22 protein-coding genes are annotated in these 26917 nt (G+C 56.2%); 11 read left to right on the top strand and 11 right to left on the bottom strand.

Annotation, left to right across the window (positions count from 1 at the left end; translation table 11 throughout):
- Window position 1: 1 nt before the first annotated feature.
- The 5 genes from AB4Y96_RS10705 to AB4Y96_RS10725 are packed head-to-tail and all read left to right on the top strand — an operon-like array spanning window position 2 to window position 5800.
- On the top strand, window positions 2-688 hold the full coding sequence (locus AB4Y96_RS10705) for a response regulator transcription factor (RefSeq protein ID WP_091880542.1): 687 nt from the start codon (window positions 2-4) through the stop codon (window positions 686-688).
- Window positions 685-2085 carry a sensor histidine kinase gene (locus AB4Y96_RS10710; protein WP_091880541.1) on the top strand — a complete coding sequence of 467 codons (1401 nt, stop codon included), beginning with the start codon at window positions 685-687 and terminating at the stop codon, window positions 2083-2085. Before AB4Y96_RS10705 ends, AB4Y96_RS10710 begins: the two co-directional genes overlap by 4 nt.
- Window positions 2082-5030 (top strand): bifunctional [glutamine synthetase] adenylyltransferase/[glutamine synthetase]-adenylyl-L-tyrosine phosphorylase, encoded by a 2949-nt coding sequence (locus AB4Y96_RS10715; protein ID WP_441917240.1) that lies wholly within the window; start codon window positions 2082-2084, stop codon window positions 5028-5030. Before AB4Y96_RS10710 ends, AB4Y96_RS10715 begins: the two co-directional genes overlap by 4 nt.
- Window positions 5031-5079: 49 nt before the next feature.
- Window positions 5080-5427 (top strand): type II toxin-antitoxin system RelE/ParE family toxin, encoded by a 348-nt coding sequence (locus AB4Y96_RS10720; RefSeq protein ID WP_091880537.1) that lies wholly within the window; start codon window positions 5080-5082, stop codon window positions 5425-5427.
- 4 nt (window positions 5428-5431) lie between these two features.
- A complete protein-coding gene (locus AB4Y96_RS10725) occupies window positions 5432-5800 on the top strand; it encodes a helix-turn-helix domain-containing protein (protein WP_441917242.1) in 369 nt (122 codons plus the stop codon).
- A 12-nt stretch (window positions 5801-5812) separates the two neighbouring features.
- Here the strand turns inward: AB4Y96_RS10725 and AB4Y96_RS10730 are convergent, their stop codons facing one another.
- Window positions 5813-8158, bottom strand: coding sequence for a PAS domain-containing sensor histidine kinase (locus AB4Y96_RS10730; protein WP_441917244.1), 2346 nt, complete (start codon window positions 8156-8158; stop codon window positions 5813-5815).
- A 787-nt stretch (window positions 8159-8945) separates the two neighbouring features.
- Window positions 8946-11591 carry an aminopeptidase N gene (gene pepN, locus AB4Y96_RS10735; RefSeq protein WP_441917246.1) on the bottom strand — a complete coding sequence of 882 codons (2646 nt, stop codon included), beginning with the start codon at window positions 11589-11591 and terminating at the stop codon, window positions 8946-8948.
- A gap of 291 nt (window positions 11592-11882) precedes the next feature.
- Here pepN and AB4Y96_RS10740 point away from each other — a divergent pair, with 291 nt between their 5' ends.
- Window positions 11883-12797 carry a DMT family transporter gene (locus tag AB4Y96_RS10740; RefSeq protein ID WP_441917448.1) on the top strand — a complete coding sequence of 305 codons (915 nt, stop codon included), beginning with the start codon at window positions 11883-11885 and terminating at the stop codon, window positions 12795-12797.
- Here the strand turns inward: AB4Y96_RS10740 and AB4Y96_RS10745 are convergent, their stop codons facing one another.
- The 3 genes from AB4Y96_RS10745 to AB4Y96_RS10755 form a co-directional block, all read right to left on the bottom strand.
- Window positions 12798-14045, bottom strand: coding sequence for an MFS transporter (locus AB4Y96_RS10745; RefSeq protein ID WP_091881139.1), 1248 nt, complete (start codon window positions 14043-14045; stop codon window positions 12798-12800).
- 101 nt (window positions 14046-14146) lie between these two features.
- Complete coding sequence (locus AB4Y96_RS10750) at window positions 14147-14971, bottom strand: uracil-DNA glycosylase (protein ID WP_441917248.1); 825 nt, start codon at window positions 14969-14971, stop codon at window positions 14147-14149.
- 71 nt (window positions 14972-15042) lie between these two features.
- Window positions 15043-15642 carry a hypothetical protein gene (locus AB4Y96_RS10755; protein WP_441917250.1) on the bottom strand — a complete coding sequence of 200 codons (600 nt, stop codon included), beginning with the start codon at window positions 15640-15642 and terminating at the stop codon, window positions 15043-15045.
- A 709-nt stretch (window positions 15643-16351) separates the two neighbouring features.
- On the opposite strand from AB4Y96_RS10755, the gene AB4Y96_RS10760 reads away from it, so the two are divergent.
- Window positions 16352-18019 carry an electron transfer flavoprotein-ubiquinone oxidoreductase gene (locus tag AB4Y96_RS10760; RefSeq protein ID WP_091880527.1) on the top strand — a complete coding sequence of 556 codons (1668 nt, stop codon included), beginning with the start codon at window positions 16352-16354 and terminating at the stop codon, window positions 18017-18019.
- A gap of 59 nt (window positions 18020-18078) precedes the next feature.
- Here AB4Y96_RS10760 and AB4Y96_RS10765 read toward each other — a convergent pair whose 3' ends face one another.
- Window positions 18079-18546, bottom strand: a complete 468-nt coding sequence (locus AB4Y96_RS10765) for an Lrp/AsnC family transcriptional regulator (protein ID WP_441917252.1) — start codon at window positions 18544-18546, stop codon at window positions 18079-18081.
- A gap of 105 nt (window positions 18547-18651) precedes the next feature.
- Between AB4Y96_RS10765 and AB4Y96_RS10770 the strand changes: the two genes are divergently transcribed.
- Window positions 18652-19263: a LysE family translocator gene (locus tag AB4Y96_RS10770; protein ID WP_441917254.1), complete on the top strand. Its 612-nt coding sequence runs from the start codon at window positions 18652-18654 to the stop codon at window positions 19261-19263.
- Here AB4Y96_RS10770 and AB4Y96_RS10775 read toward each other — a convergent pair.
- A complete protein-coding gene (locus AB4Y96_RS10775; protein WP_441917255.1) occupies window positions 19247-20281 on the bottom strand; it encodes an endonuclease/exonuclease/phosphatase family protein in 1035 nt (344 codons plus the stop codon). The two genes, AB4Y96_RS10770 and AB4Y96_RS10775, sit on opposite strands and share 17 nt — an antisense overlap.
- A 449-nt stretch (window positions 20282-20730) precedes the next feature.
- The gene (locus AB4Y96_RS10780; protein WP_441917257.1) at window positions 20731-22239 is read right to left on the bottom strand and encodes an AMP nucleosidase; all 1509 of its coding nucleotides are present in this window, start codon (window positions 22237-22239) and stop codon (window positions 20731-20733) included.
- A 171-nt stretch (window positions 22240-22410) separates the two neighbouring features.
- Between AB4Y96_RS10780 and AB4Y96_RS10785 the strand changes: the two genes are divergently transcribed.
- A complete protein-coding gene (locus tag AB4Y96_RS10785; RefSeq protein ID WP_112523323.1) occupies window positions 22411-23112 on the top strand; it encodes a glutathione S-transferase N-terminal domain-containing protein in 702 nt (233 codons plus the stop codon).
- A gap of 585 nt (window positions 23113-23697) precedes the next feature.
- Here AB4Y96_RS10785 and AB4Y96_RS10790 read toward each other — a convergent pair.
- Window positions 23698-24102, bottom strand: a complete 405-nt coding sequence (locus AB4Y96_RS10790; protein ID WP_441917258.1) for a GFA family protein — start codon at window positions 24100-24102, stop codon at window positions 23698-23700.
- 72 nt (window positions 24103-24174) lie between these two features.
- A complete protein-coding gene (locus AB4Y96_RS10795) occupies window positions 24175-24651 on the bottom strand; it encodes an SRPBCC domain-containing protein (RefSeq protein WP_441917259.1) in 477 nt (158 codons plus the stop codon).
- A gap of 211 nt (window positions 24652-24862) precedes the next feature.
- Here AB4Y96_RS10795 and bla point away from each other — a divergent pair, with 211 nt between their 5' ends.
- Window positions 24863-25753, top strand: coding sequence for a class A beta-lactamase (bla, locus tag AB4Y96_RS10800; RefSeq protein WP_441917261.1), 891 nt, complete (start codon window positions 24863-24865; stop codon window positions 25751-25753).
- A gap of 63 nt (window positions 25754-25816) precedes the next feature.
- On the opposite strand, the gene AB4Y96_RS10805 is transcribed toward bla, so the two are convergent.
- Window positions 25817-26164, bottom strand: a complete 348-nt coding sequence (locus AB4Y96_RS10805; protein WP_441917262.1) for a DUF2147 domain-containing protein — start codon at window positions 26162-26164, stop codon at window positions 25817-25819.
- Window positions 26165-26635: 471 nt separating this feature from the next.
- Here AB4Y96_RS10805 and AB4Y96_RS10810 point away from each other — a divergent pair, with 471 nt between their 5' ends.
- Window positions 26636-26902: a sel1 repeat family protein gene (locus AB4Y96_RS10810; RefSeq protein ID WP_112523229.1), complete on the top strand. Its 267-nt coding sequence runs from the start codon at window positions 26636-26638 to the stop codon at window positions 26900-26902.
- Window positions 26903-26917: the final 15 nt, after the last annotated feature.

Here is a 26917-nt window from a genome sequence, read left to right on the forward strand (position 1 = left end):
CATGAAGATTCTCGTTATTGAAGATGACCGCGAAGCGGCCCGTTATCTGGAGAAGGCTTTTGCCGAGGCTGGCCATTCGGCTGATGTCGCCGGTGATGGCGAAACCGGTTACACGCTGGCGGAGCAGGGCAGCTATGACGCCCTGATCGTCGATCGCATGTTGCCGCGCCGTGACGGTCTTTCCGTTGTCGCCGCACTGCGTGCTCAAGGCATTGATACGCCCGCCCTTATCCTTTCTGCGCTGGGTCAGGTGGATGACCGGGTAACCGGCCTGCGCGCTGGCGGCGATGATTATCTCACCAAACCCTATGCTTTCTCCGAACTTCTGGCGCGGGTTGAAGTCCTGCAACGTCGGTCCAGCCCGAAAGAGGCGGAAACTGTCTACCGGGTCGGTGATCTGGAACTTGACCGCCTGTCACACACCGCCAAGCGGGCTGGGCAGGGCATTATCCTGCAACCGCGCGAATTCCGTTTGCTTGAATATCTGATGCGCCATTCCGGTCAGGTCGTTACCCGCACCATGTTGCTTGAGCATGTCTGGGACTATCACTTCGACCCCCAGACCAATGTGATCGATGTGCATGTCTCGCGCCTGCGCGGCAAGATCGAGAAGGGTTTTGAAACGCCCCTGCTGCACACGGTGCGCGGCGCTGGCTATATGCTCAAGGCTGGCGGAATCGATGCATGAGCCGCTTTCTTGCCATGATGAAAATGACAGCCGTCCGGCTGTCGGCGCTCTACCTGCTTCTTTTTACTGTCTGTGCCATTGTTCTGGTTTTCTATATGACCAGCCTTTCGGTCAATCTTCTTACGTCCCAGACGGAAGCCGCCGTTAACGAGGAAATCGAAAGCGTCGGCCAATCCTATCAGCGCGCCGGTATAGCCGGGCTCGTCCGCTCCATCGACCGTCGCAGCCGACAGCCGGGAGCTTATCTTTATCTCGTTACCGATCCCGCTGGCCGGATCGTCGCTGGCAATGTGCAGAGCATCGAGCCGGGTGTGTTGCAGACGGATGGCTGGATAAAGCGTCCGATTGCCTATGAGCGCTACGGCGAGAACAATGACCCGCAGGCGCATACGGCCATTGCGCGGATCATTGTCATGCCCAATGGTATTCGCGTCATGGTTGGCCGCGATCTGGGCGAACCGGAAAAGATACGGCTTGTGGTCCGCCGCTCGCTGGGTGCGGCGCTTGGGATTATGGGTATCGGCGCATTTCTCATCTGGTTTTTTGTTGGCCGCCGCGCTTTGCACCGGATCGATGAGGTTTCCGTCGCCTCGCAGCGTATCATGGGTGGTGATCTTGCCGGACGTCTGCCGGTCAGCGGCTCCGGCGATGAGTTTGATCGCCTCGCTGCCAATCTGAACGGCATGCTGGCCCGCATTCAGGAACTGAACGAGGGCGTGCGCCACGTCTCTGACAATATCGCCCATGATCTGAAAACGCCGCTAACCCGCATGCACAACCGGGCGGAATCTGCGCTTGCCAATGCCAAGACCACCAAAGCCTACCGCGCAGCGCTGGACGGTATGATTGCCGACTCCGATCAGCTTATCCGCACGTTCAATGCCATTTTGATGATCTCGCGGCTTGAATCAGGATACTCATCGGAGACAATGGAACTCCTGCCGCTATCGACAGTGGTACAGGATGTTTACGAGCTGTATGAGCCGACGGCGGAGGAAGAAGGTATCGCCTTCACGCTTGGGGCCGAGGACGCAACGCCAGTGCGGATCAACCGCGAGCTGGTGGGCCAGACCATCTCCAATCTCGTCGATAATGCCATTAAATATGCCGGTGGCGGTGAAAAGCCGGTGGAAGTTTCCCTTGCTGTGGAAAAGCAGGATCACACGGTCCGCGTCATTGTCACGGACAATGGCCCGGGCATCCCGCCTGATCAGGTGGATCGGGCAACGGAGCGTTTTGTCCGTCTTGAGGAAAGCCGTTCGCAACCGGGGTCAGGACTGGGTCTCAGTCTTGCCAAGGCGGTGATGAAATTGCACGGTGGCACTCTGGAATTGCAAGACAATGCTCCGGGGCTGCGCGCTGTGCTCGCTTTCCCGGTGGGGGAGGAGACTAAATGAATGAAGATGCGGCTTTTTTTGCCCGCGATCTGCGCTCGCTGACACCGCTCGACAAGAAAACAGCAGCTGCCTTTCTCGGCGAACTCATCGAGAGTGCTGTCGAGAAAGAATGTCCTGTTACAGCTGATGTGAAGAACAATGCGAAAGCCGCCGGTTTTCTCTCCGCAGTTCTCGATCTCTCGCCTTATCTGCGCAATGTGCTGATCCGCCGTCCGGCTATTCTGGAGCCCCTGTTTGCCATGCCGCTGGCCAAGCGTCTGGAAGCGTTGATGCGGGATGTGGCGGCGAGTTCGGAAAGCGAGAATATTACTGAAACCGGCATCATGGCCGTTCTGCGCCAGTTGAAGCTGGAAGGGCACGTCCTGATCGCCCTTGGTGATCTCTCCGGCGTGTTCAACACGGCGGACACAACCCGCTGGCTGTCGCAACTGGCAGAAGAAAGTGTCCGCGCGGCGGTGCGGTTCCTGCTGCGTGACGCGCATGAATCCGGGAAGCTCAAACTCCCCGACCCAGAACATCCGGAAAAACAATCCGGCTGGATTATCCTTGCCATGGGGAAGTTCGGCGCATTCGAGTTGAACTATTCCTCCGATATCGATCTCATTGTCTTTATTGACGAACACAGCCCCGCCATTCCCGACCCTTACGAATGTGTCGAGACCTTCTCGCGGCTGACCCGCCGTCTGGTGCGTATCCTGCAGGACCGCACGGCGGACGGTTATGTCTTCCGCACCGATTTGCGCCTGCGCCCGGACCCCGGTTCCACTCCGCTGGCGATCCCGGTTGGTGCCGCCCTTAATTACTATGAGGGGCGCGGCCAGAACTGGGAGCGTGCCGCCATGATCAAGGCGCGGCCCGTCGCCGGTGATATTGTAGCGGGAAAACAGGTGCTGGCCGAACTTGCGCCTTACGTCTGGCGCAAATATCTCGATTATGCGGCGATTGCCGACGTGCATTCGATCAAGCGGCAAATCCATGCCCATAAGGGCCACGGCGAAATTGCCGTGCGCGGTCATAACGTCAAACTCGGGCGCGGTGGCATTCGCGAAATTGAGTTCTTCGTGCAGACACAGCAGTTGATCGCTGGTGGACGGTTTCCGCAACTGCGTGGCTCGCGCACGGTTGACATGCTGGCCGCGCTCACCGGCCTTGGCTGGATCAGCGAAGAGGCGCGCGACACACTGGTCGAAAAATACGGTTTTCTGCGTGATGTGGAACACCGCATCCAGATGATCGCCGACGAACAAACCCACATGCTGCCTGAAGATGACGAGAATTTCCTGCGCGTCGCCCATATGATGGGCTATCGCGACGGCGAGGCCTTTGCCACGGATTTCCGGCAATCGCTGAAAACAGTCGAGACGCATTATGCGGCGCTGTTCGAACAGGGGCAGGATTTGGCAGGTGAGGCCGGAAATCTTGTCTTTACCGGCGATGTGGATGATCCCGATACGCTGGAGACCCTCGCAAAATTCGGTTTCGAGCGGCCAAGCGACATTTGCCGCGTGATCCGTACGTGGCATTTCGGCCGCTATCGCGCAACGCAATCGGCGGAATCGCGTGAACGTCTGACTGAGTTGACGCCGGTGCTGCTCAAAGCCTTCGGAGCGACAAGCCGGGCTGACGAAGCGCTGATGCGTTTTGATGAGATGATCAAGGGCCTGCCTGCGGGCATCCAGCTTTTTAGCCTATTGCAGTCCAATCCGCGCCTGCTCGACCTGCTTGTGTTGATCATGGGCGCCGCGCCGCGTCTTGCTGATATCATCACCCGCAAGCCGCATGTTTTCGATGGCATGCTGGATCCGGCGATTTTCGCCGATATTCCCACCCGTGCCTATCTGGCGGAGCGCTTGGAAAACTTTCTCGGACCAGCCAAGGTCTATGAGGATATTCTCGACCGCCTGCGGATTTTTGCAGCGGAGCATCGTTTTCTCATCGGCATCAGGCTTCTGACCGGCGCTATCGATGGTATCAGGGCGGGCAAGGCTTTTTCCGATCTTGCCGATCTGGTCATCGACCGGGCATTGCAGGCGGTGATCGATGAATTCGCCAGCAAGCACGGCGTGGTATCAGGCGGACGTATTGCCATTCTCGGCATGGGCAAGCTTGGCAGCCGCGAACTAACTGCTGGTTCCGACATTGATCTCATTCTCCTTTATGATCACGAGGCGGATGCGGAAGAATCCGATGGCGAAAAGCAGCTGGCACCCTCGCAATATTACATGCGCTTGACCCAGCGCCTGATTGCGGCGCTCTCTGCACCGACGGCGGAAGGCGTACTCTACGAGGTGGATTTCCGTCTGCGCCCATCGGGTAATAAAGGACCGGTGGCGACCCATATCGACTCTTTCCGTAAGTATCAGCGCACGGAAGCTTGGACCTGGGAACATATGGCTTTGACCCGTGCCCGGCCGGTGGCGGGCGACAACGCTTTCTTCAGTGAAATCGATAGCGAGATCAGCGAGATTTTGGCCCTGCCACGCGATCCGGCGAAGATCGCCAAAGATGTGGCTGAAATGCGTGCCTTGCTGGAAACGGAAAAGCCACCACGCGACAGCTGGGACATGAAGCTGGTTCCCGGCGGCATTATCGATCTGGAATTCATTGCCCAGTTCGCGGTGCTGACAGGCAATGTCGACGGGTCAATCATTGCCCATTCCACGGCGGAAGTTTTGACCAAACTGAAGACAGGTTTTGCAGAGCCCGTTGTGACCGATGAGCTGGTAGCCGCTGCCAATCTGTACACGGAGCTGACCCAGATTATCCGCCTTTGCCTCAACAGCGATACAAGGCGCGAGGATTTTCCGCCCGGCCTTGGCGATTTACTCTGCCGCGCCTGCGATCTGCCAGACCTTGCCCGCGTCGAAACCCATCTGGAAGACACGGCAAAATCCGTTCGCAAGACGTTCAATGCGGTGTTGCGGAATGCGCAGAAGAAAAGCTGATTGAGAAATATCTGCTTGAACTGATATAGGTTGTAACCTATATTCGGCCATGAGTTGGACAGTTCTTGAGCATCCCGAGTTTTCGAGAGAACAGAAAGACCTTGATCCAGACGTTGCAGACAAGCTGGATGAAGTGCTTGTTGCGCTTGGGAAAGTAGGCCCGAATCTGGGTCGTCCGCTTGTTGATACGCTTCATGGTTCGAAACACACGAACATGAAAGAAATCCGTTTTGCACTCAAAGGCGCCTGGCGTTTCGCTTTTGCTTTTGACCCGGAACGGCAGGCGGTGATCCTGATCGGCGGCAATAAAGAAGGCATCAGTCAAAAACGGTTCTACAAACTTCTCATCAAGGAGGCGGATAAGCGCTTTGACGAGTGGCTGGAAGCAGAGGAATAGGGCAATGGCAAAATTCAGGAAATCGGAATTTCGACCGGTAATGGAGCGCATCGCCACTCTTTCGGAAGACCGTCAGAAAAAGATTCAGACGGGTGCATCCGCAATCATCGAGGCGATGCACCTCGCAGAAGTCCGCAAAGCGCTCGATGTGACGCAAAATGATCTTGCGCAGGCGACGGGGTTACAGCAGGGAGAAATCTCCCGTATCGAAAACCATACGGAAAATGTGCAACTGAAAACGCTTGAGAAATATGTGCTTGGACTTGGTGGCACATTTAAGATTGTCGCTGATTTCCCCGATGGCACCCATGCGGAAATACCGCTTCGTTCAGGCAAGCCGGTAAAATCGCGCGTAAAAATCGAAACGCACTGAAATCATCCGGCGCTAAACCCGCCATTCCTCCCGAACCGGACCAATGGTCCGGGTGGGAATGCGCACGGAGACGATGGTGCCGACGCCTTCCGTGGAGCGGATTTTCAGCGCACCGCCATGCAGTTCTGTCAGCGAGCGGGAAATAGCGAGGCCAAGGCCCGAACCCGTATGGGTCTTGGTGAACTGGTTTTCCACTTGCTCAAAGGGTTGGCCGATTTTTTTCAGCGCCGATTTCGGGATGCCGCAGCCGGTGTCCTCAATGGTGAAGACCAGCGCGCCTGACACTTTGCGGGCGCGCACCGAGATGCGCCCGCCGGTATCGGTGAACTTCACCGCATTGGACAGAAGGTTGATCAGGATCTGCTTGATGGCGCGCCGGTCGGCATTGAGCGTGACGCAGTCGGCAATCTTCGTCTCCACCTTCACGTTCTTGTTCAATGCCTGCAACGAGACCACGCGCACGGTCTCATTGATCAGCGGGCAAAGATCGATCTCCTCACGGTCCAGTGAGAAATGCCCGGCTTCGATCTTCGACATGTCGAGAATGTCATTGATGACGTTGAGCAGGTAATTGCCGCTGGTGTGGATGTCCTGCACATATTCCTCATAGCGATCCGAGCCGAGCGGCCCGAACGTGCCGGAATGCATGATTTCCGAGAAGCCGATAATGGCGTTGAGCGGCGTGCGCAACTCGTGCGACATGTTGGCGAGAAATTCGGATTTGGCCCGGTTGGCCGCTTCAGCGCGTTCCTTTTCAACTGCATATTTGCTGTTGAGTTCGGTCAGCTCCAGCGTGCGTTCCACTTCCGATTTACGGGCTAGGCTAAGGTCGTGAATGGTCGCCATCAGGCGGCGCTCGCTGTCGACAAGCCGTTCCTCATGCACCTTGAGCTGGGTAATGTCAGTGCCGACGGATACCAGCCCGCCATCCTGGGTGCGGCGTTCATTGACCTGTAGCCAACGACCATCGGCCAGCTGCCGCTCAAAGGTGAGGGCGCCAGCGCGGCCATGCTCATTGGCCATGCGCTTTTCAAAGGCGACGGCGCGGATGCGTGGCTCCAGTTCCTCGCGGCTGATGCCGGGCAGCAGGCATTCATTGGCAAGGCCGGAATATTGATTGAACTTGCTGTTGGACATGACGAGGCGATTATCCGCATCCCAGAGAACGAAGGTCTCGGAAATGCTTTCAATGGCTTCACGGATGCGCTGGTCAGCCTGCGCGGTCTGCTGGGCAAAGCGGTGCTGTTCGCTGACGTCCACGGCAACGCCGACGAGATGCGTGTCACCGACCGTTGCATCGGCAACCTGGGCGCGCACCCGCATCCAGACCCAATGGCCCTCGGCGTGGCGCATGCGGAACACGCGATCGATCTGGGTGATCTCTCCGGCCGCCACCTGTGCTGCCAGACTGTAAAGCTTGTCGTCATCTTCATGAATGATGGAGGAGATATCGCCAAGCGACAGGATCGCGTCATAGGCCTCATAGCCAAGCATTTCGTACATTGACCGCGACCAGTAAACCCGGCCGCGTGCCATGTCCCAATCCCACAATCCGCAGCGCCCGCGTGCCAGCGCCGTATCCACCCGCGCCTGTGTGTGCTGATAGAGCGCATCCGCATCCTGCGCCCGTGCCGACTGGCTGAAATAGGCGTAAAGAACAACCAGCATGATGGCGGCTGTTCCAGCAAACAGCGTGACATTGACCGAGATCATTCGCCGCCATTCAGCAAAGATCGCATCAACCGGATGCATCACGAATACCGAATAGCCACCGCTGCCGGTCCGGCTGAAAGCCGCAAGACCAGTCGTGCCATTCATGCGCACTTCCATCACCCCGGCGCGCTCGCCGAAGAGGAAAAGCGGCTGACCATTGGTAACAAAGCTTTCGAGGTTCTTGTCGCGCCAGCGATCACCACCCTCCGAAGAGGCGACGATCTTTGATTCACCCGATGCAATGGCGATCCACATGCCCTGAGGGATGAGATCATTGGAACGCATCTCGGCAATGATGTTCTGCAACTCACCGCTGTCGAGTTTCTGACCAGCCTTCATGCGGTTGTCGATAATGCTGGCCATGTGGCTTGCGGCCAACGACAGAGTGGCACGGGCCGTGCGTTCCGTATCGTCGCGCCACGACAGCAGCGACATAGCACGGGCACTGGCCAGGATGATGAGGAAAATAATGATCAACGGGGGGATGGCCCGGCGCAGGTAGGGTTCGGCAGCGAGCAGCTTGCCATAGGCAGGGTCAGCAAGAAGTTTGATATGTCCGGAAAGACGGGTGCGCCCCCGCGCAGTCTCCCGCTTTCCGGCATAAGTCTTCCCCGTCGGCGCGCGATACGCGTCCGCATTTGCCATCGAATGGCCCCCTCAATTGCCTTTATAATCAGTGATTTGCTTCGCCACGCCGCACATCCGAAGCACCCATAGTGAATCAAAACTGATTCGCTGTGTCCAGTCCTTTTGTTAAATATTTAGCAATCATTGTGGCAGCCGTGAATCAGTTCGCGAGCCGATTCCGCTAAGTCTTTGAAAAGACTCCAAGACCGGAAAATCGCCTGCGGGGGTAAAATTATGCCCCAGCCGGTGGATAACCGGTTGGGGCAGTGAAATGCGGAAACGGCAGCCGAATCTTTGCGCAAAGGCGGGCCGTGCCAGGCTCGACGTGGCTCCATGTTGGGGGGATGAGAGGGGCTCTCTATCGCATCTTTTCGCGTCAGGTGTCTGTAGCAGCACGGTGCGTGGTTCGCCGATCGACAAGCTTGGGAAGTTCACCATGCGGGAGACGGGTGCTGCAGCGCCAATGACCAATGGTGTAGGATTTTGGCACCGGCTCCCAATCTCCGTCATCCTCGGGCTTGACCCGAGGACCCACGGATGAAGAGTTCAAACAAACCTGAAGGCTTAGTGCCTTTAAACTATGGGTCCTCGGGTCAAGCCCGAGGATGACGGGAGAGGTGGGATTGCGGGGAGCTTTTTACTGCGCCATTGGTCATTGGCGTTGCAGCACCTCACTCCCTCATGGTGAGCCTGTCGAACCACGCGGTATGGCGTTGCGGGCACCTGAAGCGAAGAGAGGCAAAAGGCACCATGCTTACCCTCCCCGAGGTGAGGAAGGTGCGAGCGTTGGGGGTTTCCCTCAAACCTAGGCAAGCGTCCTTTCGACGATATCGCGCACGTCGGCGGACAAGCCTTCGACCACCGCAATGGAAGCCAGCGCTTCCCGCGCATGCTCCCGCCTGATAGCCTCAAACGAACGCCACGAGCGCATAGCCGTCAGCAGCCGCGCCGCAAGCTGCGGGTTCTTCTTGTCAATGATGAGGATCGTTTCGGCAAAAAAGCGATAGCCCTCGCCATCGGCACGGTTAAAACCAGTCTGGTTGCCGCTGGAGAAGGCGCCGATCAGCGCGCGTGTCCGGTTTGGATTATCCAGCGAGAACAGCTTGTGTGCCATCAAAGCGCGCACGCGTGTCAGGGCATCGGCACCCGGCTGGGTGGCCTGCACAATGAACCACTTGTCCATAACGAGCGGGTCATTGCCGAAACGCTCTTCAAACGCCTTGAGTGCCGCCTTGGTCGCCTCGCTGTCACCAAAACGCTGGACGAGGACACCGAGGGCAGCCACGCGGTCTGTCATATTATCAGCATGGGTGAATTGGGCCGCGGCGCGCTTTGGATTGCCTTCAGCCACACTCAGATAATCAAGCAGCACATTGCGCAATGCGCGCCGTCCGGCACTGGCCGCATCGGGCTTGAACGGGCCGCTATGGTCGAGATCATCATAAAGCTGATCGAACTTGTGCGCGTGCGCTTCGGCAACAGCACGCATAAATGCCTCGCGGCTGCCCAGAATCGCATCGGGGTCGATATTGCTGCCAAGTTCCCGCGCAATATCGCTTTCCGACGGCAGGCTCAGGCAAAGAGCCCGGAACGCTTCGTCGAGGGAACTGTTGAACGCGATCTCGCCAAGCAGCTTGATCGATGAGCTTTCGATTGTCGCCGGTTTGCCGCCGCGCACACGCTTTGAATTGCTGGTGAGCTTTGCAGCCAGAAGCTGTGTCAGCGCCTGCCAGCGATTGACTGCATCGCCATCATGGCGGGCGAGAAAGGCGAGATCAGAACGGGTCAGCTCGCTGGTCAAGGTAACAGGAGCAGAGAAGCCACGCAGCAGCGAGGGCACCGGCCGCTCGGTAATGCCGGAGAAGCTTAGCCGCTCCTTGCGCTTGAACAGATGGATGACATCGCCCTTGACCGTGCCGCCCTTGACCGATTTCGGCTTCAGCTCGCGCCCTTTGGCACCCAGCAGGGCAAACTGCACGGGGATGTGCATCGGCTTCTTCGACGACTGTCCCGGTGTGGCTTTCAGCGACTGCTCGATTTCGATTTCGAATGTCTGCGTTGCCTGATCATAATCATAGGTAATGGCGAGGTTCGGCGTACCGGCCTGTTCATACCATAGCGAAAACTGGCTCAGATCCTCGCCGGAGGCATCCTCGAACACCTTGATGAAGTCTTCGATCGTGGCCGCATCGCCGTCATGGCGCTCGAAATAGAGGTCCATACCCTTGCGGAACAATTCGGCACCCAGAATGGTGCGGATCATACGCACCACTTCCGAGCCTTTTTCATAGACAGTGGCCGTGTAGAAATTGTTGATCTCGCGAAACTGACGCGGCCGCACCGGATGGGCGAGCGGACCTGCATCTTCAGGGAACTGGTGCGCCTTGAGGCCCTTGACCTCGGCAATGCGCTTGACAGCACGCGAGCGCATGTCAGCCGAAAACTCATGATCGCGGTAAACGGTCAGCCCTTCCTTGAGACAAAGCTGGAACCAGTCGCGGCAGGTGATGCGATTGCCGGTCCAGTTGTGGAAATATTCATGGGCGATAACGGCTTCAATGCCAGCATAGTCCGTATCGGTTGCGGTCTCGTGGTCAGCCAGAACATATTTGTCGTTAAAGACGTTGAGGCCCTTGTTCTCCATCGCGCCCATGTTGAAGTCGGAAACGGCGACAATGTTGAAGACGTCGAGATCATATTCGCGGCCAAAGACGTCCTCATCCCATTTCATCGAACGCTTGAGCGCATCCATGGCATAGAGCGCACGGGGCTCCTTGCCGTGCTCAACATAGATGCCGAGATCAACATGGCGGCCAGAGGCCGTGGTGAAACTGTCGGTGATGACACCGAGATCACCAGCAACAAGCGCGAAGAGATAGGCGGGTTTGGGATGCGGATCGTGCCAGACGGCAAAATGCCTGCCATCAGCAAGCGCACCATGCTCGCCCGGATTACCATTGGCCAGAAGCAGCGGCGCTTCCTTGATGCCAGCTTCAACCCGCACCGTATAGACGGACAACAGGTCAGGACGATCATAGAAATAGGTGATGCGGCGGAAACCTTCCGCTTCGCACTGGGTGCAGTAAACACCACTGGAACGGTAAAGCCCCGTCAACTGGCGGTTGGTGGTCGGATTGATTTCCGTGGTGATCTGCAATTTGAACGTGCCGCTCTCGGGCAGGGCGCTGATTTCAAGGCGATCAGGCGTCGCCACATAGGCATTGTCGCCCAGCGCCACGCCATCGATGCTGATATCCACAAGCTTCAGTTCGTCACCATCAAGGACAAGTGATGCACCAGCGGAAACGCCCGGCCGGCGTTCAATGTGCAATGTCGACTTGACGATGGTGCGCTCGGGATGAAGCGAGAATTCGAGATGGGTTTCGGGAATAAGAAAATCTGTTGGCTTGTAATCTTCGAGATGAAAGACCTGGCCGGTATCGGTACGCATCGGGGAACTGTCCTTTTTGTGGTGCCGGACCCTAACCGTGTTTTCTCCCATGCACAACAAAAGCCATTAGTTTTTCGGCGTATGCCGTTGCTTTTGTTCACTTCCATATGTGCTCGATACATGCAACGTGATCGTTCTGCCATCTGGTGCCAAACGGCGAAGCAGCCTATACAGATATATCAATTATCGTTTTCTCCGTCGCTCCCTCAAGGAATACCAGTCGTGGCACCTATTGTTCACCAGAAAGATGGTGGACCACCCCTCGTGGATACCGTGCGCAGCACCAATGTCATGCTCGGAATTGGCCTCAAGGTCGCTTCGGTCTGTGTGTTCGTCTGCATGTCCAGCCTGCTCAAAGCTTCGGACGGAATACCGGCGGGACAGCTGGTGTTTTTCCGCTCCTTCTTCGCCATTTTTCCGGTCATCATCTTTATCGCCTGGCAAGGCCAGCTCAACGTGGCGTTCAAGACAAGCGAGCCTTTCAGCCATTTCTGGCGCGGGTTCGTCGGGGTCAGCGCCATGAGCGCAAGCTTTTATGGCCTTACCAAGCTGCCATTGCCCGAAGCGATTGCCATCAGCTATGCCACGCCGTTGCTGACTGTGCTGTCCAGTGCATTGTTTCTGCGCGAGACTGTACGGCTTTATCGCTGGACTGCGGTTTTCATCGGTTTGGCCGGTGTGCTGATTATCCTATGGCCGCGTATGTCGTTCTTCACGGGGGATAGCGAGTTTGGCGGTGATCAGGCTATTGGCGCACTGGCGACGCTGTGCGGGGCAGGACTTGCCGCAATCGCCATGCTTCTGGTGCGACGGCTGGTGCAAACAGAGCGGACACCGACCATCGTTGTCTATTTCTCTATTGCATCCAGCATCATCGCGCTGGTCAGCCTGCCATTCGGCTGGGTCTGGCCGAGCCCGGCGCAGGCAACATTCCTTATCATGGCGGGGATTGCAGGTGGTGTGGCGCAAATCCTTTTGACGGAAAGCTACCGCCATGCGGATATGTCGACCATCGCACCGTTCGAATATACGTCCATGCTGCTTGGCCTTGCTATCGGCTATCTGCTGTTCGGCGATATCCCGTCAAACGAGATGATGACGGGCGCGGTCATTGTGATCAGCGCAGGCATTTTCATCATCTATCGGGAACATCGTCTGGGTCTTGCCCGGGCGAGGGCGCGCAAAGTCTCGACGCCACAGGGCTGATCAATCTTCTTTCGCCGTGCCGAGCGCCGGATTGAGCTTGAGCGTTTCCGGCGTCTGTGGCCGGTCATGCGGGTGATAGACAAAATCCGGACGCTCCGACGGCACCTGCCGCGCCCGCCGCAAACTGCGCCAGAAGGCGTGGGAAGCATAGGCCGCATAACAACCTGCCATGGTCATGAAGAACCCGGAGGGGCCGCTCACATCCATCAGACGTCCGGCAATCTGCGGGCCGATCATGCTGCCAATGCCATAGACGATCAGCAGCCCGCTTGAGACTTTGACGAACTCGCTCGGCTCGGCAAAATCATTGGCATGGGCAACATTCAGAGAATAGATTGGAAACAGTACCGTGCCGAAGGCAAACATCAGTGAATAGATAACCCACGGCGTGACAGGCTGCACGATGATCATCGTCACCGACAGGAACACGCCGATTATCCCGGCGACCACCATTACATAGCGCCGGTCAACAAAGTCGGAAATGCGCCCGATAGGATACTGGAAGATTGCGCCACCGATCATGGCGCTGGCGATCATCGTGGCAATGTCAAAAGTGGAAAGACCGATTTCGCGGCCATAGATCGCCGAAAGAAAATTCCACGCGCCTGCAATGATACCCGCAATCAGCGAGCCGATCATGGCGGCGGGTGATTTGCGGTAAAGGCCGGGCAGATCAAGCGAAACCTGTGTCAGCGGGCGCGGTGACTGGGCATTGGAAAGCCCGGTTGGAATGAGAGCGGCCGCATAGATCAGCGCGCCGATCATGAACAGCGCCTGCGTCGCCGGATTGCCGAAGGGCAGAATATATTGCCCGACCAGAAGCCCGATCATCGAAACAATCATGTAAATCGAAAACACCATGCCACGCGTCGCATTGGTGACACGCTCGTTGAGCCAGCTTTCAATGACCATGTAGCTGCCTGCCAGCGAGAAACCAGCCAGCGCACGGAACAAGGTCCACGCCCATGGATCAATGATGAGCCCATGCATCAGCATCGACATGGAGAGCAGGGTGAGAAGAACAGCGAAAACACGGACATGACCGACGCGCCGCACAAGACGGGGAACGACAATGCAGCCACCGGTGAAGGCGAGGGCATAGCCAGTGCCGAGCCAACCGACCGTGGTCGGTGACCAGCCTTCAATACCCGCGCGCAGGGGCAGAAGAATTCCTGCCAAACCTCCGGCGGTCAGCATCAGGAAGGTGCTGGTCAATAGCGCCGTGATCGGCAAGAGCTGACGAAACATATGGGTACCCTGCGTTTCCATACCGAAAGTACAGGGTTCACCGGGCTCCAGAGCCGGAAATTACGACACCGTCATTCCAGTTTTGCGCCATGGCATATGGATTATTGCGTCAATGTGCGCAACTGCATTTTGACGGCGATGAAATCACGCCACGCAAAGCGCTTTTGCGCTGCGTTGCGCAGCAGATAGGCCGGGTGCAGGGTCGGCATAACGGGAATGTCGATGCCTGCGGCAGTCCTGTGGGTTTTCCAGTTGCCGCGCAGCCGCAAAATACCCTCAGGCGCATGGGTCAAAGCCTTGGCGGCGGGACCACCAAGGGCAACGAGTAGTTTGGGATTGGCAAGCTCGATCTGCCGTTCAAAGAACGGGCGGCAGATCTCGGTTTCCAGCGGCGTCGGTGTCCGGTTGCCCGGCGGGCGCCATGGAATGGTATTGGCGATATAGACGCCGGTGCGATCAAGGCCGATGGCTGCCAGCATACGATCCAGCAACTGCCCGGAACGTCCGATGAACGGCACACCTTCCAGATCCTCCTCGCGTCCGGGTGCCTCGCCAACAAACATGATGGGCGCATTCGGATTGCCGTCGGAAAAAACCAGATTCTTCGCGGTGAATTTAAGATTGCAACCATCGAACGAGGCGAGCTGCTCGCGCAACTGTTCGAGTGTCGTGGCGCTGGAGGCAAGCTGGCGGGCCAGTGCAATCTTGGTGTCGTCGGGTACGGACGTCTTGTTCAGCGCAGGGGCAGCAGCGGCCTGTGGCTCTGGCCTCGATCGTTCTGGTTGAGGTGCTGTTCGCGCCGGGGGTGCCTGAACAGGCGCGCGCACCGGCTCCACCGCCGCAAAGCGATCAACTGGCACGTCCTCAAGCGGTGTGTCGACACCGGCTTCAGCATAAAAGTGCAAGAGTTCACGCAGGTCAGGCAATGGACAATCCTTTAGCCCGGATTTGAGTGGGCTTGTCTTTCAAGTCGCAAATTGCGCGCGGGATTGCAAGGTCAGGTGGAGGGAATGCGCGGCTCCTGCACCAGATAAAATGTCCGCTTGGGGGTAAAGTCGCCAACGGGAAAATCGAAACTGGCATTGGCGTTGGGATCAACTTTGCCATCCCGGAAGATCATCCGATCATAGGGTTCGAAATTATCGTCATAGGTGGCAAAGAGATTGGAATGGATCATCCCTGTCTTGTCGCCAGGCTGATAAAAGGACAGCCCGTCACCATAGTCGCTCGGTTTGCCGAGAATTTCCTGCAATTCGAAGACGAATTCCACCCATGGATGTCCGCTGCCATTGACTGTTCTGACCTGCAAATGGAACAGAATGCCCCCTTCTTCAGTGGTGGGATTGAGCTGCTCCAGCTTTTCGGTTCGAATGACCAAAGTGACCGGCGCGATAGCATTCAGTTCTTCGGTAATGACAATCGGGTCGTCGGCAGAGCCGGTTCCACTGATCGAGCGGATGGTGAAACCGCCAAGCTCGTCGGAAAAATTATACTGCCCGGCAGTCCAGATCTTTTGCTCCTGCGCAGATGAATGGTTGAAAATCATACTGACGGCCAGAAAACCGCCCAATATCCAGATCATCCGAAGCGATCTCATCCCGTCTCCGCTTGTTGGTTATCCCCAGTCCACCAGCAGTTTATTATTCGAGACATTTCAATTGGCACGAGTATGAACGAAATGTGTAAAGTCGCAACTGGGCATGATTGCCGGTTGCAGTTCTCTTTCTGACGGTTGTGCAACTGCGGTAGATCAGCTGATTTTTGCAGAACCCTCAGCAATCACCCCCCCCTCTGTCCTGTCGGACATCTCCCCCGCAAGGGGGAGATCACATTGACATGAACGCTTTCCCACAACAGGAAATATTGCAGATTGTGCAAAGGCAGTAGTGAAGGCTGATCTCCCCCCTTGTGGGGGAGATGTCCGACAGGACAGAGGGGGGTGAAACTTGGCGAGGCAATCACGCGAGGTTCGTGGTTCGACATAACAACCATGAGGGAGAGGGGGTGGGTTGCGGGGATAGTGGTGGATTGCAGGGTACCCAGGTTCTGCACCCTTGGCGATTATCCTTGCATCCCCACTCTCCCTCATGGTGAGCTTGTCGAACCACGGATAATCTGTCGCACCGCACTCAAGAATATTGACGTTTACGTCAAGGTAACTTAAAAAACCAATGTATGGTCGTAGGATGAGGGCAATTGGCCGCATCTTGAATGGATGCTAGCCTCTGTCATACGGCTATTGTTGCGCTACAACTGGGAAAAACACAGGCGAAGTGTTTGCGGGGCAGAGCATTCAGGAGGGTTTCATGAGCGAGACAACCGAACTTCCAGAGCGGGAGAGCATGGAGTTTGATGTCGTGATTGTCGGCGGCGGTCCATCGGGCCTGTCTGCGGCCATCAGGCTCAAGCAGATCAACCCTGAACTTTCGGTCGTTGTGCTTGAAAAGGGCGGTGAGGTCGGTGCCCATATTCTGTCCGGTGCCGTGGTCGATCCTGTTGGTGTCGACAAGCTGCTGCCCGGCTGGCGCGAAGAGGAGGGGCATCCCTTCAAGACGCCAGTGACTGCGGATCATTTCCTCGTTCTTGGACCCGCAGGCTCGGTTCGCCTGCCGAATTTCGCCATGCCGCCGCTGATGAACAATCACGGCAATTTCATCGTGTCGCTCGGCAATGTCTGCCGCTGGCTCGGCACCAAGGCGGAAGAACTGGGCGTCGAGATTTATCCTGGATTTGCCGGTTCCGAAGTTCTCTATGACGACAATGGCGCGGTGATCGGTGTTGCCACCGGCGATATGGGCATTGAAAAAGATGGATCGCATGGCCCGGCCTATACGCGGGGCATGGCGCTTCTTGGCAAATATACGCTCATTGCCGAAGGCGCACGCGGGTCGCTCGCCAAGCAGTTGATCACCAAGTTCAAGCTCGATGAAGGCAAGGAACCGGCCAAATTCGGTATTGGCCTGAAAGAGCTTTGGCAGATTGATCCGGCGAAGCACAAGCTGGGGCTGGTGCAGCATTCATTCGGTTGGCCGCTTGATCTGAAGACAGGTGGCGGCTCGTTCCTCTATCACCTTGAGGACAATACAGTTGCGGTCGGCTTCGTCATGCACCTCAACTATAAGAACCCCTATCTGTCGCCATTCGAGGAATTCCAGCGTTTCAAGACGCATCCGGCCATTCGCGGCACGTTCGAAGGGGGCAAACGGATTGGCTATGGTGCGCGCGCAATTACCGAAGGCGGCTGGCAGTCGGTGCCAAAACTGTCATTCCCCGGTGGCGTGCTGATTGGTTGCTCTGCCGGTTTCGTCAACGTTCCGCGCATCAAGGGTTCGCACAATGCCATGCTCTCGGGCATGCTGGCTGCCGAACATGCCGCGGAAGCACTGGCCGCTGGCCGCACCAATGACGAGCTTATTTCCTACGAGAATGCCTGGCGTTCAAGCGAGATCGGCAAGGATCTGAAGCGCGTGCGCAACGTCAAGCCGATGTGGTCCAAGCTTGGCACCGTCGGCGGCGTGGTGCTTGGCGGCCTCGACATGTGGCTGAACACGATTTTCGGTGGCTGGTCGCCTTTTGGAACGTGGAAACACGGCAAATCTGACGCGGCAGCACTGGAACCGGCAGCCAAGCACAAGCCGATTGCCTATCCGAAACCTGATGGCGTACTGACCTTTGACCGGCTTTCTTCCGTGTTCCTGTCCAACACGAACCACGAGGAGAACGAACCTGTTCACCTGATCGTCAAGGACGCAGCACTGCAAAAGTCATCCGAGCATGATGTCTATGCGGGGCCATCCACGCGCTATTGCCCGGCAGGTGTGTACGAGTGGGTTGAAGAAAGCACCGGTCCGAAATTCGTGATCAATGCGCAGAACTGTGTTCACTGCAAAACCTGCGATATCAAGGACCCGAACCAGAATATCAACTGGGTGCCACCGCAGGGCGGCGAAGGGCCTGTCTATACCAGCATGTGACCGGGCGTTCAGTTCCCGCGTGAAATCAAAACCGCTTGCATCCATTGCAGGCGGTTTTTTCATGGGAGCGGCAAAGCGTAGGTCTGTTTGACCGTCTGGCTTGGCACATCTGTCTTCACGTTCTGAATACCGTTTTTGCGGGTGAGATGCGCAGACTGAAAGCGCCTGTAGTCATCCAGATCGGCCACGACAACGCGCAGCAGCGCATCGCTTTCACCAAGCATAATGTAACACTCCACCACTTGCGGCAGCTGCTTCATTGCTTCGATAAAGTGGTCGATTGTTTCCGCATCCTGTGCGGTCAGCCACACCCGCGCGAACATCGACAGGCCGAGGTTCACMTTTACCGCATTCAGAACAGCGACATAGCGGTCGATCACACCAGCCTCTTCAAGCAGCTTCACCCGCCGCAGACAGGGGGAAGGCGACAAGCCCACCTCTTTGGCAAGCTCAGTGTTTTGTATCCGGCCATCCCGTTGCAATGCGCGGAGAATGCGTCTGTCTATGTCATCAAGCAGCATTGGCATCCTGCATCAAAATATCTATGTTTTTACGCTTATAGTGCTAATATTATAGAATTATATGGCATCTTAGCAATCTAATTGCTGGCCGTCTGGTCTATGATCTCAGTCATGGAAACCGCCACACTCATTTTCTTTGCAGCCACTGTCCTGCCGCTGATCTGTACACCGGGACCCGATATGCTTTTCGTCGCATCACAATCGCTATCTGGGGGAGCAACCGCTGGCTTAAGGGCAACAGCGGGCATTTGCCTCGGCTATGTCGTGCACTCGGTTCTGGTGGCGCTGGGCGTCGCGGCTGTTATTGCAGCTTCGCCTGTGCTTTTCGAAGCATTGCGATGGCTGGGCGTGGCCTATCTCGTCTATCTGGCGGTCCAACTGATCCGGTCTGCGACGACAATCGGAAAGCTCACCCTGTCGCCGAACCCGGGCCGTGCCATCCTGCAACGTGGCTTTCTCACGGCTGTTCTTAATCCCAAGGGCATGATGATTTACTTCGCCATCCTGCCCCAGTTCATGAGCCATACGGGCAGCGTTGCTTTGCAGGCAGGCGTGCTGTCCGCAATCTTCGTTGTACTGTGCGGGATCGTCTATGTAGTCCTGAGCATGGTCATTGGTGCAGCCGGTCGGCGGGGCAATTTTAGTGATGGCAGCCGTAAGATGGTCGAAGGCGGTGCCGGTGGTCTGTTGATCATTGCCGCCGGTTTTATGGCACTGAAGTGATGGGTTGATCCGTCAGCATAACGGTCTGCAGATCATGGCCGTCCTCGTCAGCGCCATCGACGGTAAACCGCAGAAGCAGTGGCAAATGATCTGATCCAACGGGCCGAAGCGTGTCGACACGCATGCCCGATATGCGATCCGAGACAAGAATGTGATCGAGCGGCATGCCGATCCAGCGCGCCGCCTTTGCCAAAGTACCATTGACGAGCCAGCTTGGACGCAAGCCATCCACCGAGCGGGTCTTGCTCGCTTCCGTAATCTGGCGAACGGTCTGGCTCCATGGCACAGCATTGAAATCCCCGGCAACAATCATCGGCCCTTGCAACCGCTCGAAGTAGGGTCGCAACTCCTCGACATTCTCGGCCTGCGTGAATGGCCACGGCCACTCAAGATGCAATGCTGCGATCAATGCACTGCGCCCACCGAAATCGATACGCGCCATGCCTGCGAGGGCGTTGCCAATGCATTGCGGCGTGGTGCCAAGAGCGAAGGGGCGGCGCGAGAGGATGGCAACGCCGCCAATGCGCTTCGTGCTGGGGCAATAGATATTATAGGGATAACGCGCTTCAATTGCTGCAAACTTCGGTCGCCAGCTGTCCGAGACTTCCTGCAACGTAATCACGTCAGGGGCCTGTTGCGCGATCAATCGGATCACGTCAGTCTGTTCGACATTGTCAAAGCGAAGATTCAGCTGCAACAGCTTGTACTCAGGCCGACCAGATGGTTCCGCCACACGGGATGTTCCGGCAGAAGCCGGTGACGGGGTAGGCGCAAGGACAGTCGACAGGGCCATCACCGCAAGCACAATCGCCATCAGGCCTTCGCGCCACAAGCCCATGAATAGCGCCGGTAAGGCCGTAATGATCATCAGCCCGGCAAGATGCATGCGAAAATGCGCAAAAGCATCGAAAGCGGGATGAACGGAACCGAAGAAACCGAGAACCAAAGGCACCGATAGCAGAACCGGCACCAGCACGGCCGCAAGCTTCATCCAGGACGATTTTGTCGTTGTTACCATGGTCACGCATTAAACGTTCAATTGCGACGCAATCAAGATGGATGAGAAAACAACCCTCAACTGCAGGGCGCGTTGAATATTCAACCCTGCATTCGTTGTCGTTCGCCTGAAATTTGCCAAGACTGGGTCATCTCGCATTTGAGAGCGAAGCAGCACGCACCGAGCCAGCCGGTGTATCGGGGAGATGGGCCTCCCTGACCATGGCAATGGCCTTGCTCTCAAACCTGGAGGTGAAATGATGTGGCGTAAACCACTGAGCATCACCCTCGAAGTAAAAAGAACCCGGACCGGCTGGCAGCTGATGATCCGGGTTCGATTTGCTCTCTGAGGAAACGGGGGCGGGCGTAAGCTCGCCTCCACTCCAAGGACAATATAGCAATTTCTGCCGGTATTTCCAAACAACAATTGGTTGAATTGCAGGGCTAAACGGGAAAAAAGCCCCGTCTTTGCTACTGGAAGGCCATTTCGAAGAAGCTGCGCAACTTGCGCGAGTGGAGTTTTTCCGGTGGCATTTCCGCCAGCTTCTCCAGTGCGCGAATGCCGATCTGCAAATGCTGGGCGACCTGACGCTTGTAGAACTCCGTTGCCATACCCGGCAATTTCAATTCGCCGTGGAGGGGCTTGTCGGAAACGCACAGCAGCGTTCCATAGGGCACCCGGAAGCGGAAGCCGTTGGCGGCGATGGTTGCCGACTCCATGTCGAGTGCTATGGCGCGCGATTGCGACAGGCGCTTTACCGGCCCGCGCTGGTCGCGCAGTTCCCAGTTGCGATTGTCGATTGTGGCGACTGTTCCCGTGCGCATGATGCGTTTCAGATCATAGCCCTCAAGACCGGTAATTTCCGCAACGGCCTGTTCCAGCGCCACCTGTACTTCGGCAAGTGCCGGGATCGGCACCCAGACGGGCAGGTCGTCGTCCAGAACGTGATCCTCACGCACATAGGCGTGGGCAAGCACATAGTCGCCGAGCGCCTGCGTGTTGCGAAGTCCAGCGCAATGGCCAAGCATCAGCCATGCATGTGGACGCAGCACGGCAATATGGTCGGTGATGGTCTTGGCATTGGAAGGGCCGACGCCGATATTGACCATCGTGATGCCGGCATTGTCTTTCTTGGCCAGATGATAGGCAGGCATTTGCGGCAGCCGCCCGATTGGTACACCTGATGTCGGTGCATCATGTCCGGCTTCGGTGATCAGATTGCCGGGCTCGATGAACCGCTCGTAACCGCCACCGCCGTCGGCCATCAACTGCCGGGCAAGGGTACAGAACTCGTCAATATAGAACTGGTAGTTGGTGAAAAGGACATAGTTCTGGAAATGCATCGGACGTGTCGCCGTATAATGCGACAGGCGATGCAGGGAATAGTCAACGCGCTGTGCCGTGAAGGGCGACAGCGGCATGATGCCATCAATATCGTCGCTCTCATATTCGCCATTGACGATCCTGTCGTCAGTGGCATTCAAATCCGGCACATCGAAGAGATCGCGCAGTGGGCGCTGAAACGCATCAGCGACGGAGGATTCCACATAGGTGCCTTCAAGGAAGGCGAAGTGGATAGGAATCGGCGTTGTCGATTCCTGTACCGTGACCGGGCCGCCATGATTGCGGATCAGCAGTCTGATCTGTTCTTCGAGGTAGTTTTCGAAAAGATCGGGCCGGGTGATGTTTGCCGAATATTGTCCGGGTGCCGAGACGTGGCCAAAGGCGAGGCGGGAGTCGATCTGCGCATAGCTTGATGTGGAAAGGCGCACTTCCGGGTAGAAGGCGCGAAAATGCGTATTATTTTCCACTTCACCCTTGGCGACCTTGTCAAAGCCATCCCGCAGAAACTGCGTATTTCGCTCGTAAAGGACGATCAACGCCTGCACGGCGGCTTTCGCGTCGGTGAATTCTTCGGGTTCAACATGGGGTGGCATGCTGATGGCGACGGGTTTTTTTGTTCCGATTCGATTGTTCATACTCCCTAATATAGTCAAATCGGATGTCAGTTGGGAGATGGCAAAAAGCGTGAAATTTCAATTCAGTGTCAGCATAGCGCCGAAGGCGGTTGGAAATCGGATTCCAGCTATTGCGATCAATCGTCAGGAACCTATGTTTGACAGCATGGATTCATTCTCAGGGAGACCGATATGACGACCCAGACGAAGCCGATTGAACTCTATTATTGGCCGACGCCGAATGGCTGGAAAATTTCCATCATGCTGGAGGAGCTTGGTGTTCCCTATGACCTCAAGCTGGTCAATATCGGCAGAGGCGAGCAATTCGAACCGTCCTTCCTCAAGATTGCCCCGAACAACCGCATGCCCGCGATTATCGATCCGGAAGGCCCCGGTGGTGAGCCGATTTCGGTTTTCGAGTCCGGTGCTATCCTGCAATATCTTGGCCGGAAGTTCGGCAAATTCTATTCGCAGGACGAGCGCAAGCGCGTTGCTGTCGAGGAATGGCTGTTCTGGCAGGTGGGCGGTCTCGGGCCAATGGCGGGGCAGGCGCACCATTTCCGCCAATATGCGCCGGAAAAAATCGAGTATGGCATCAATCGCTATACCAATGAGGTGAACCGGCTCTATGGTGTGATGAACCGGCGTCTGGAAGGCCGCGACTATCTTGCTGATGAATATTCCATTGCTGATATGGCATCGTTCGGCTGGGTTATCTCCCACGCAAATCAGGGCCAGGATCTCAATGATTTTCCCAATCTGAAACGCTGGTTTGAAACAGTGGGAGCACGCCCCGCCGTTCAGCGTGGCCGGGAGCTTGGCAAGGAAGCGCGCCGTAATCTGGCAGAGGATAAGGAAGCCCAGAAGATATTGTTTGGCCAAAGGGCACTTTAGCAAGCGTTCTGTTTGAGATTGAGTGCGTGGGTTCGTGGGTTCGTGGTTCGACAGGCTCACCATGAGGGAGAGGGGTGATGAAGGGGAGTCACGTTCTGCAAGCTTATGATTTGCAAACTATGCGATCTACGACATTTGTGATCTGCAATATTTGTGATCCACAATCTCTGCGATTATCGTTGCATCCACACTCTCCCTCATGGTGAGCCTGTCGAACCACGAACCCACGAACCATCAGCGCTCACCCCCTCTGTCCTGTCGGACATCTCCCCCACAAGGGGGGAGATCAGCCTTCACTACTGCCTTTGCACAATCTGCAACGGTTCCTGTTGTGGGAAAGCGTTCATGCCAATGTGATCTCCCCCCTTGTGGGGGAGATGCCCGACAGGGCAGAGGGGGGTGAGCGCTGATGGTTCGTGGTTCGACAAGCTCACCATGAGGGAGAGTGAGGATGCAACGCTAATCGCCAACACTGTAGAACTTCAGTCCCTGCAGACCACCATTCTCCCTCATGGTGAGCCCGTCGAACCACGCGCTATGTTCGTGCAACGCACCACGTACCACGGCATGCAGCTGTCTCCATTCCTACAAATGCCGGATTTCCGTCGGGACCTGTCCCCAGTTATCATGCAGACCATCCTGATATTGCAAAGGGGCTGTAGCCAGTTCTTCCGGTGAGAGATCATCAAGAACCGAGAGATTAAGGCCGTAGAAGACGCCGCCCATTATCTCCAGGTCTCCTCGGCCAAAAAGCTTCACACCGCAGGTCTTGCAGAAGAAATGCGTGATGTTTTTGCCGCCGAACTGGTATTCGGTCAGATTGTCGGCGCCTGCGATCATCCGCAGGGCATCGCCGCCAATAAAGGCTTTCCAATAGCGGGTCTTGGCGCATAAAGAGCAATTGCACTTGCTCGTACCAGCATCCAGATCAACATCACATTCGAAACGCACAGTCTTGCAGTGGCAACTGCCGTGATAGGTCCTTTTCATCGAATCTCTCTTTTATTGGCGATCAATGACAGCGATAATCAGTCGATAAACCTTCGGTCTACCATAGCCGCATCAGTGGGCGTGGCCCAGCGGCTCGACATAGGCTTCCAGACGCTCCATGCATTCGGTCCAGCCATTTTGATGGGAGTCGCGGTCTTCAACTGAATCGAACGGCGCCTGATGGAAAACGAGCTTGGTTTGCTCGCCTTGAGCATTCAAAGTGACGCTCACCAATGTTTGCGGCCCGCGCATGCCATCGGCGTCCTCCCAGGCGAAAGTGAAAACGATCCGCTCCGGCTCGACAATCTCATTGTAATGACCGACCATCCAGGCGTCTTCGCCATCGGGCGAGCGAATTGATGAGCGGTAAGCGCCGCCCTCCCGGAAATCCATCTCGCAACTGGGGCAGGTGAAATCCTTCGGCCCCCACCACCGAACGATATGTTCCGGCTGCGACCATACCTTGAACACAAGCCCTACGGGCGCATCGACAATCCGCTCGATTGTCAGTTCGCGGTCCTTATCCTTGGCTGCCAGCGCTGCGACCATGTTTCTCTTCCTCCACCTTCAGAACGCACAGTATATAATAATTAGGTTAAATAACCTGTTGGTTTAATACACTGTCATTTTATGAACGTCAACATTCCACGCATATCCATTTTGCGTCACAAATTTTCCTTGGAAAGCGCCATATCGGGCATCAGTTTCCGCGCAGCAGGGAATGCCTTGCGATTCATTATGTCGGAGATGGAGATGAGGGATGTCAGGTCATATTACGCGCCGCGCTGCGCTTGTTGGGTCCATGCTGGTTGTTCCGGCGCTGTCACTGTCGTTGAGATCAGCGGGGGCAGACACGGCAACTGGTCCATCTCTCGAAGCCGCGTTCAAAGATCTGGAGAAAGCAACCGGTGCGCGCCTTGGGGTCTCGGCGCACGATACAGGCAGCGGTAAGCGCATCGACTATCGCGAGAAAGAACTGTTTGCCATGTGCAGCACGTTCAAGTTTTTCGCAGCAGCGGCCATTCTCGCGCGCGTTGACCAGAAGAAGGAACAGCTCGACCGGATTGTCACCTATAAAAAGTCCGATCTCGTTGACTATTCGCCGGTCACTGAAAAACACGTGGGTGAGGGGATGTCGCTTGCAGCCATTTGTGAGGCGGCGATCACCTATAGCGACAATTCCGCTGGCAATCTGATGCTCGATGCGCTGGGTGGATCAAAAGGGCTGACCGAATATGCGCGGTCCCTCGGTGACACGATCACCAGATTGGACCGGCGCGAGACCGAACTCAACGAAGCCACACCGGGTGATCCACGCGATACGACCACTCCGGCTGCCATGCGTGAGAATCTGGAAAAGACTGTACTAGGCACCGCTCTATCGGAACAGTCGCGCAAACAGCTCGCCGATTGGCTGATCGGCAACAAGGTCGGTGACAAGCGTTTGCGGGCAGGGCTGCCAAAGGACTGGAAGGTCGGCGACAAAACAGGGACAAGCGATAGCGGCATGGCCAATGATGTGGCGGTGATCTGGCCGCCGGATCGCAAGCCAATCGTGCTGACCGTCTATCTCTATGATCCGAAGGGAACGGCTGACAGCCGCAATGCCATCCATCAGAAAGTGGCAAGCCTCGTCGCTGAACACATCTGATTGAGGCAAACAAAAACCCGCGAGACTCGAATGACCTCGCGGGTTTTATATGCAGTCGGAAAACTATTGGCGCGTCATGCTTTCGCTCTTGCAGATCAGGCCACCCAGAACGCAGCCGGACAAGGACAGCGTGTTGCCACTGACGCTGGCCTTGCCTGTATAGGTCTTGCCTTCGTCAAGCTTGTTGACCTGTCCCTTGTAGGACCCGCCTTTGCCGGACATCTCGCCGATTGACTTGCCCTTGTACTCACCAGTCAGAACCGTGCCGCAATACTTATCCGCACCGCAGGATGCGTACTGGATGAGCGTGCCCGTCGACCGTTTCCATGTACCAACGATTGGTTCCTCGGCAAGGGCTGGTCCTGCCATGAGTACGACGCCGGCGCATGCCAACAAAAATTTGCGATTCATATTTTCCTCCCGATAAGGGTTGTGCGGCAAATGGGGTCTCTCCTCGTCCATTTGCATGTCCCTTACGTAAACGTAATTCAAAAGAATTCCGAAAGAAAGCCTCAAACACTGGCAAATGGAGGGTTTTTTGCTCCAGGGCGTGCAGGGATGGGAAAGGTTCGATTGGCTGATCTTCAACAGCTTGCGGAGAAAGAAGCTGTTCTTTGGTTAGCAAAGACTTGAAATCGAAGAATTGCATTTTAAGCAAATTTGACCCAAATGCCCGCAATTGCTGGGGCAATATATTTAATGAATTCCGAAGTTTACGAGTTGTTTTAGTTTTGTTTGGGTCCAGTTAATCATGCCTTTTAACAGCAATTTGAGAGCTGTGTGGCATTCTCAAAAGCATCGAAAGAGCACGCCAAAACAAACAAATCAGGCGGTTCTCAGAAGTCTAACAGGGCTTATCGGTTTAAAAAGGGACACGGTAAAATGGCACGCTTTGATCTTCAGAATATCGATGCCGGACACGTCGGCGGAACAGCGGAAACGGACATTCTCTTTGAGATGGGCATCATGTACGCCACCGGCCGCGACTGCGAAGTTGATCACGTTGCTGCGCATAAATGGTTCAACATTGCTGCAATCAAGGGCAGCGAACGCGCCGCAGAATTGCGGGCCGAACTGGTGAAGACCATGACCAAGGTGGATCTGGCTACGGCAATGCGCGAAGCCCGCGAATGGATGACCTCGCACTAAAACGCAGACTGATAA

This window comes from Phyllobacterium sp. TAF24 (genome assembly GCF_052113785.1).
In the GTDB taxonomy this organism is placed as follows: domain Bacteria; phylum Pseudomonadota; class Alphaproteobacteria; order Rhizobiales; family Rhizobiaceae; genus Phyllobacterium.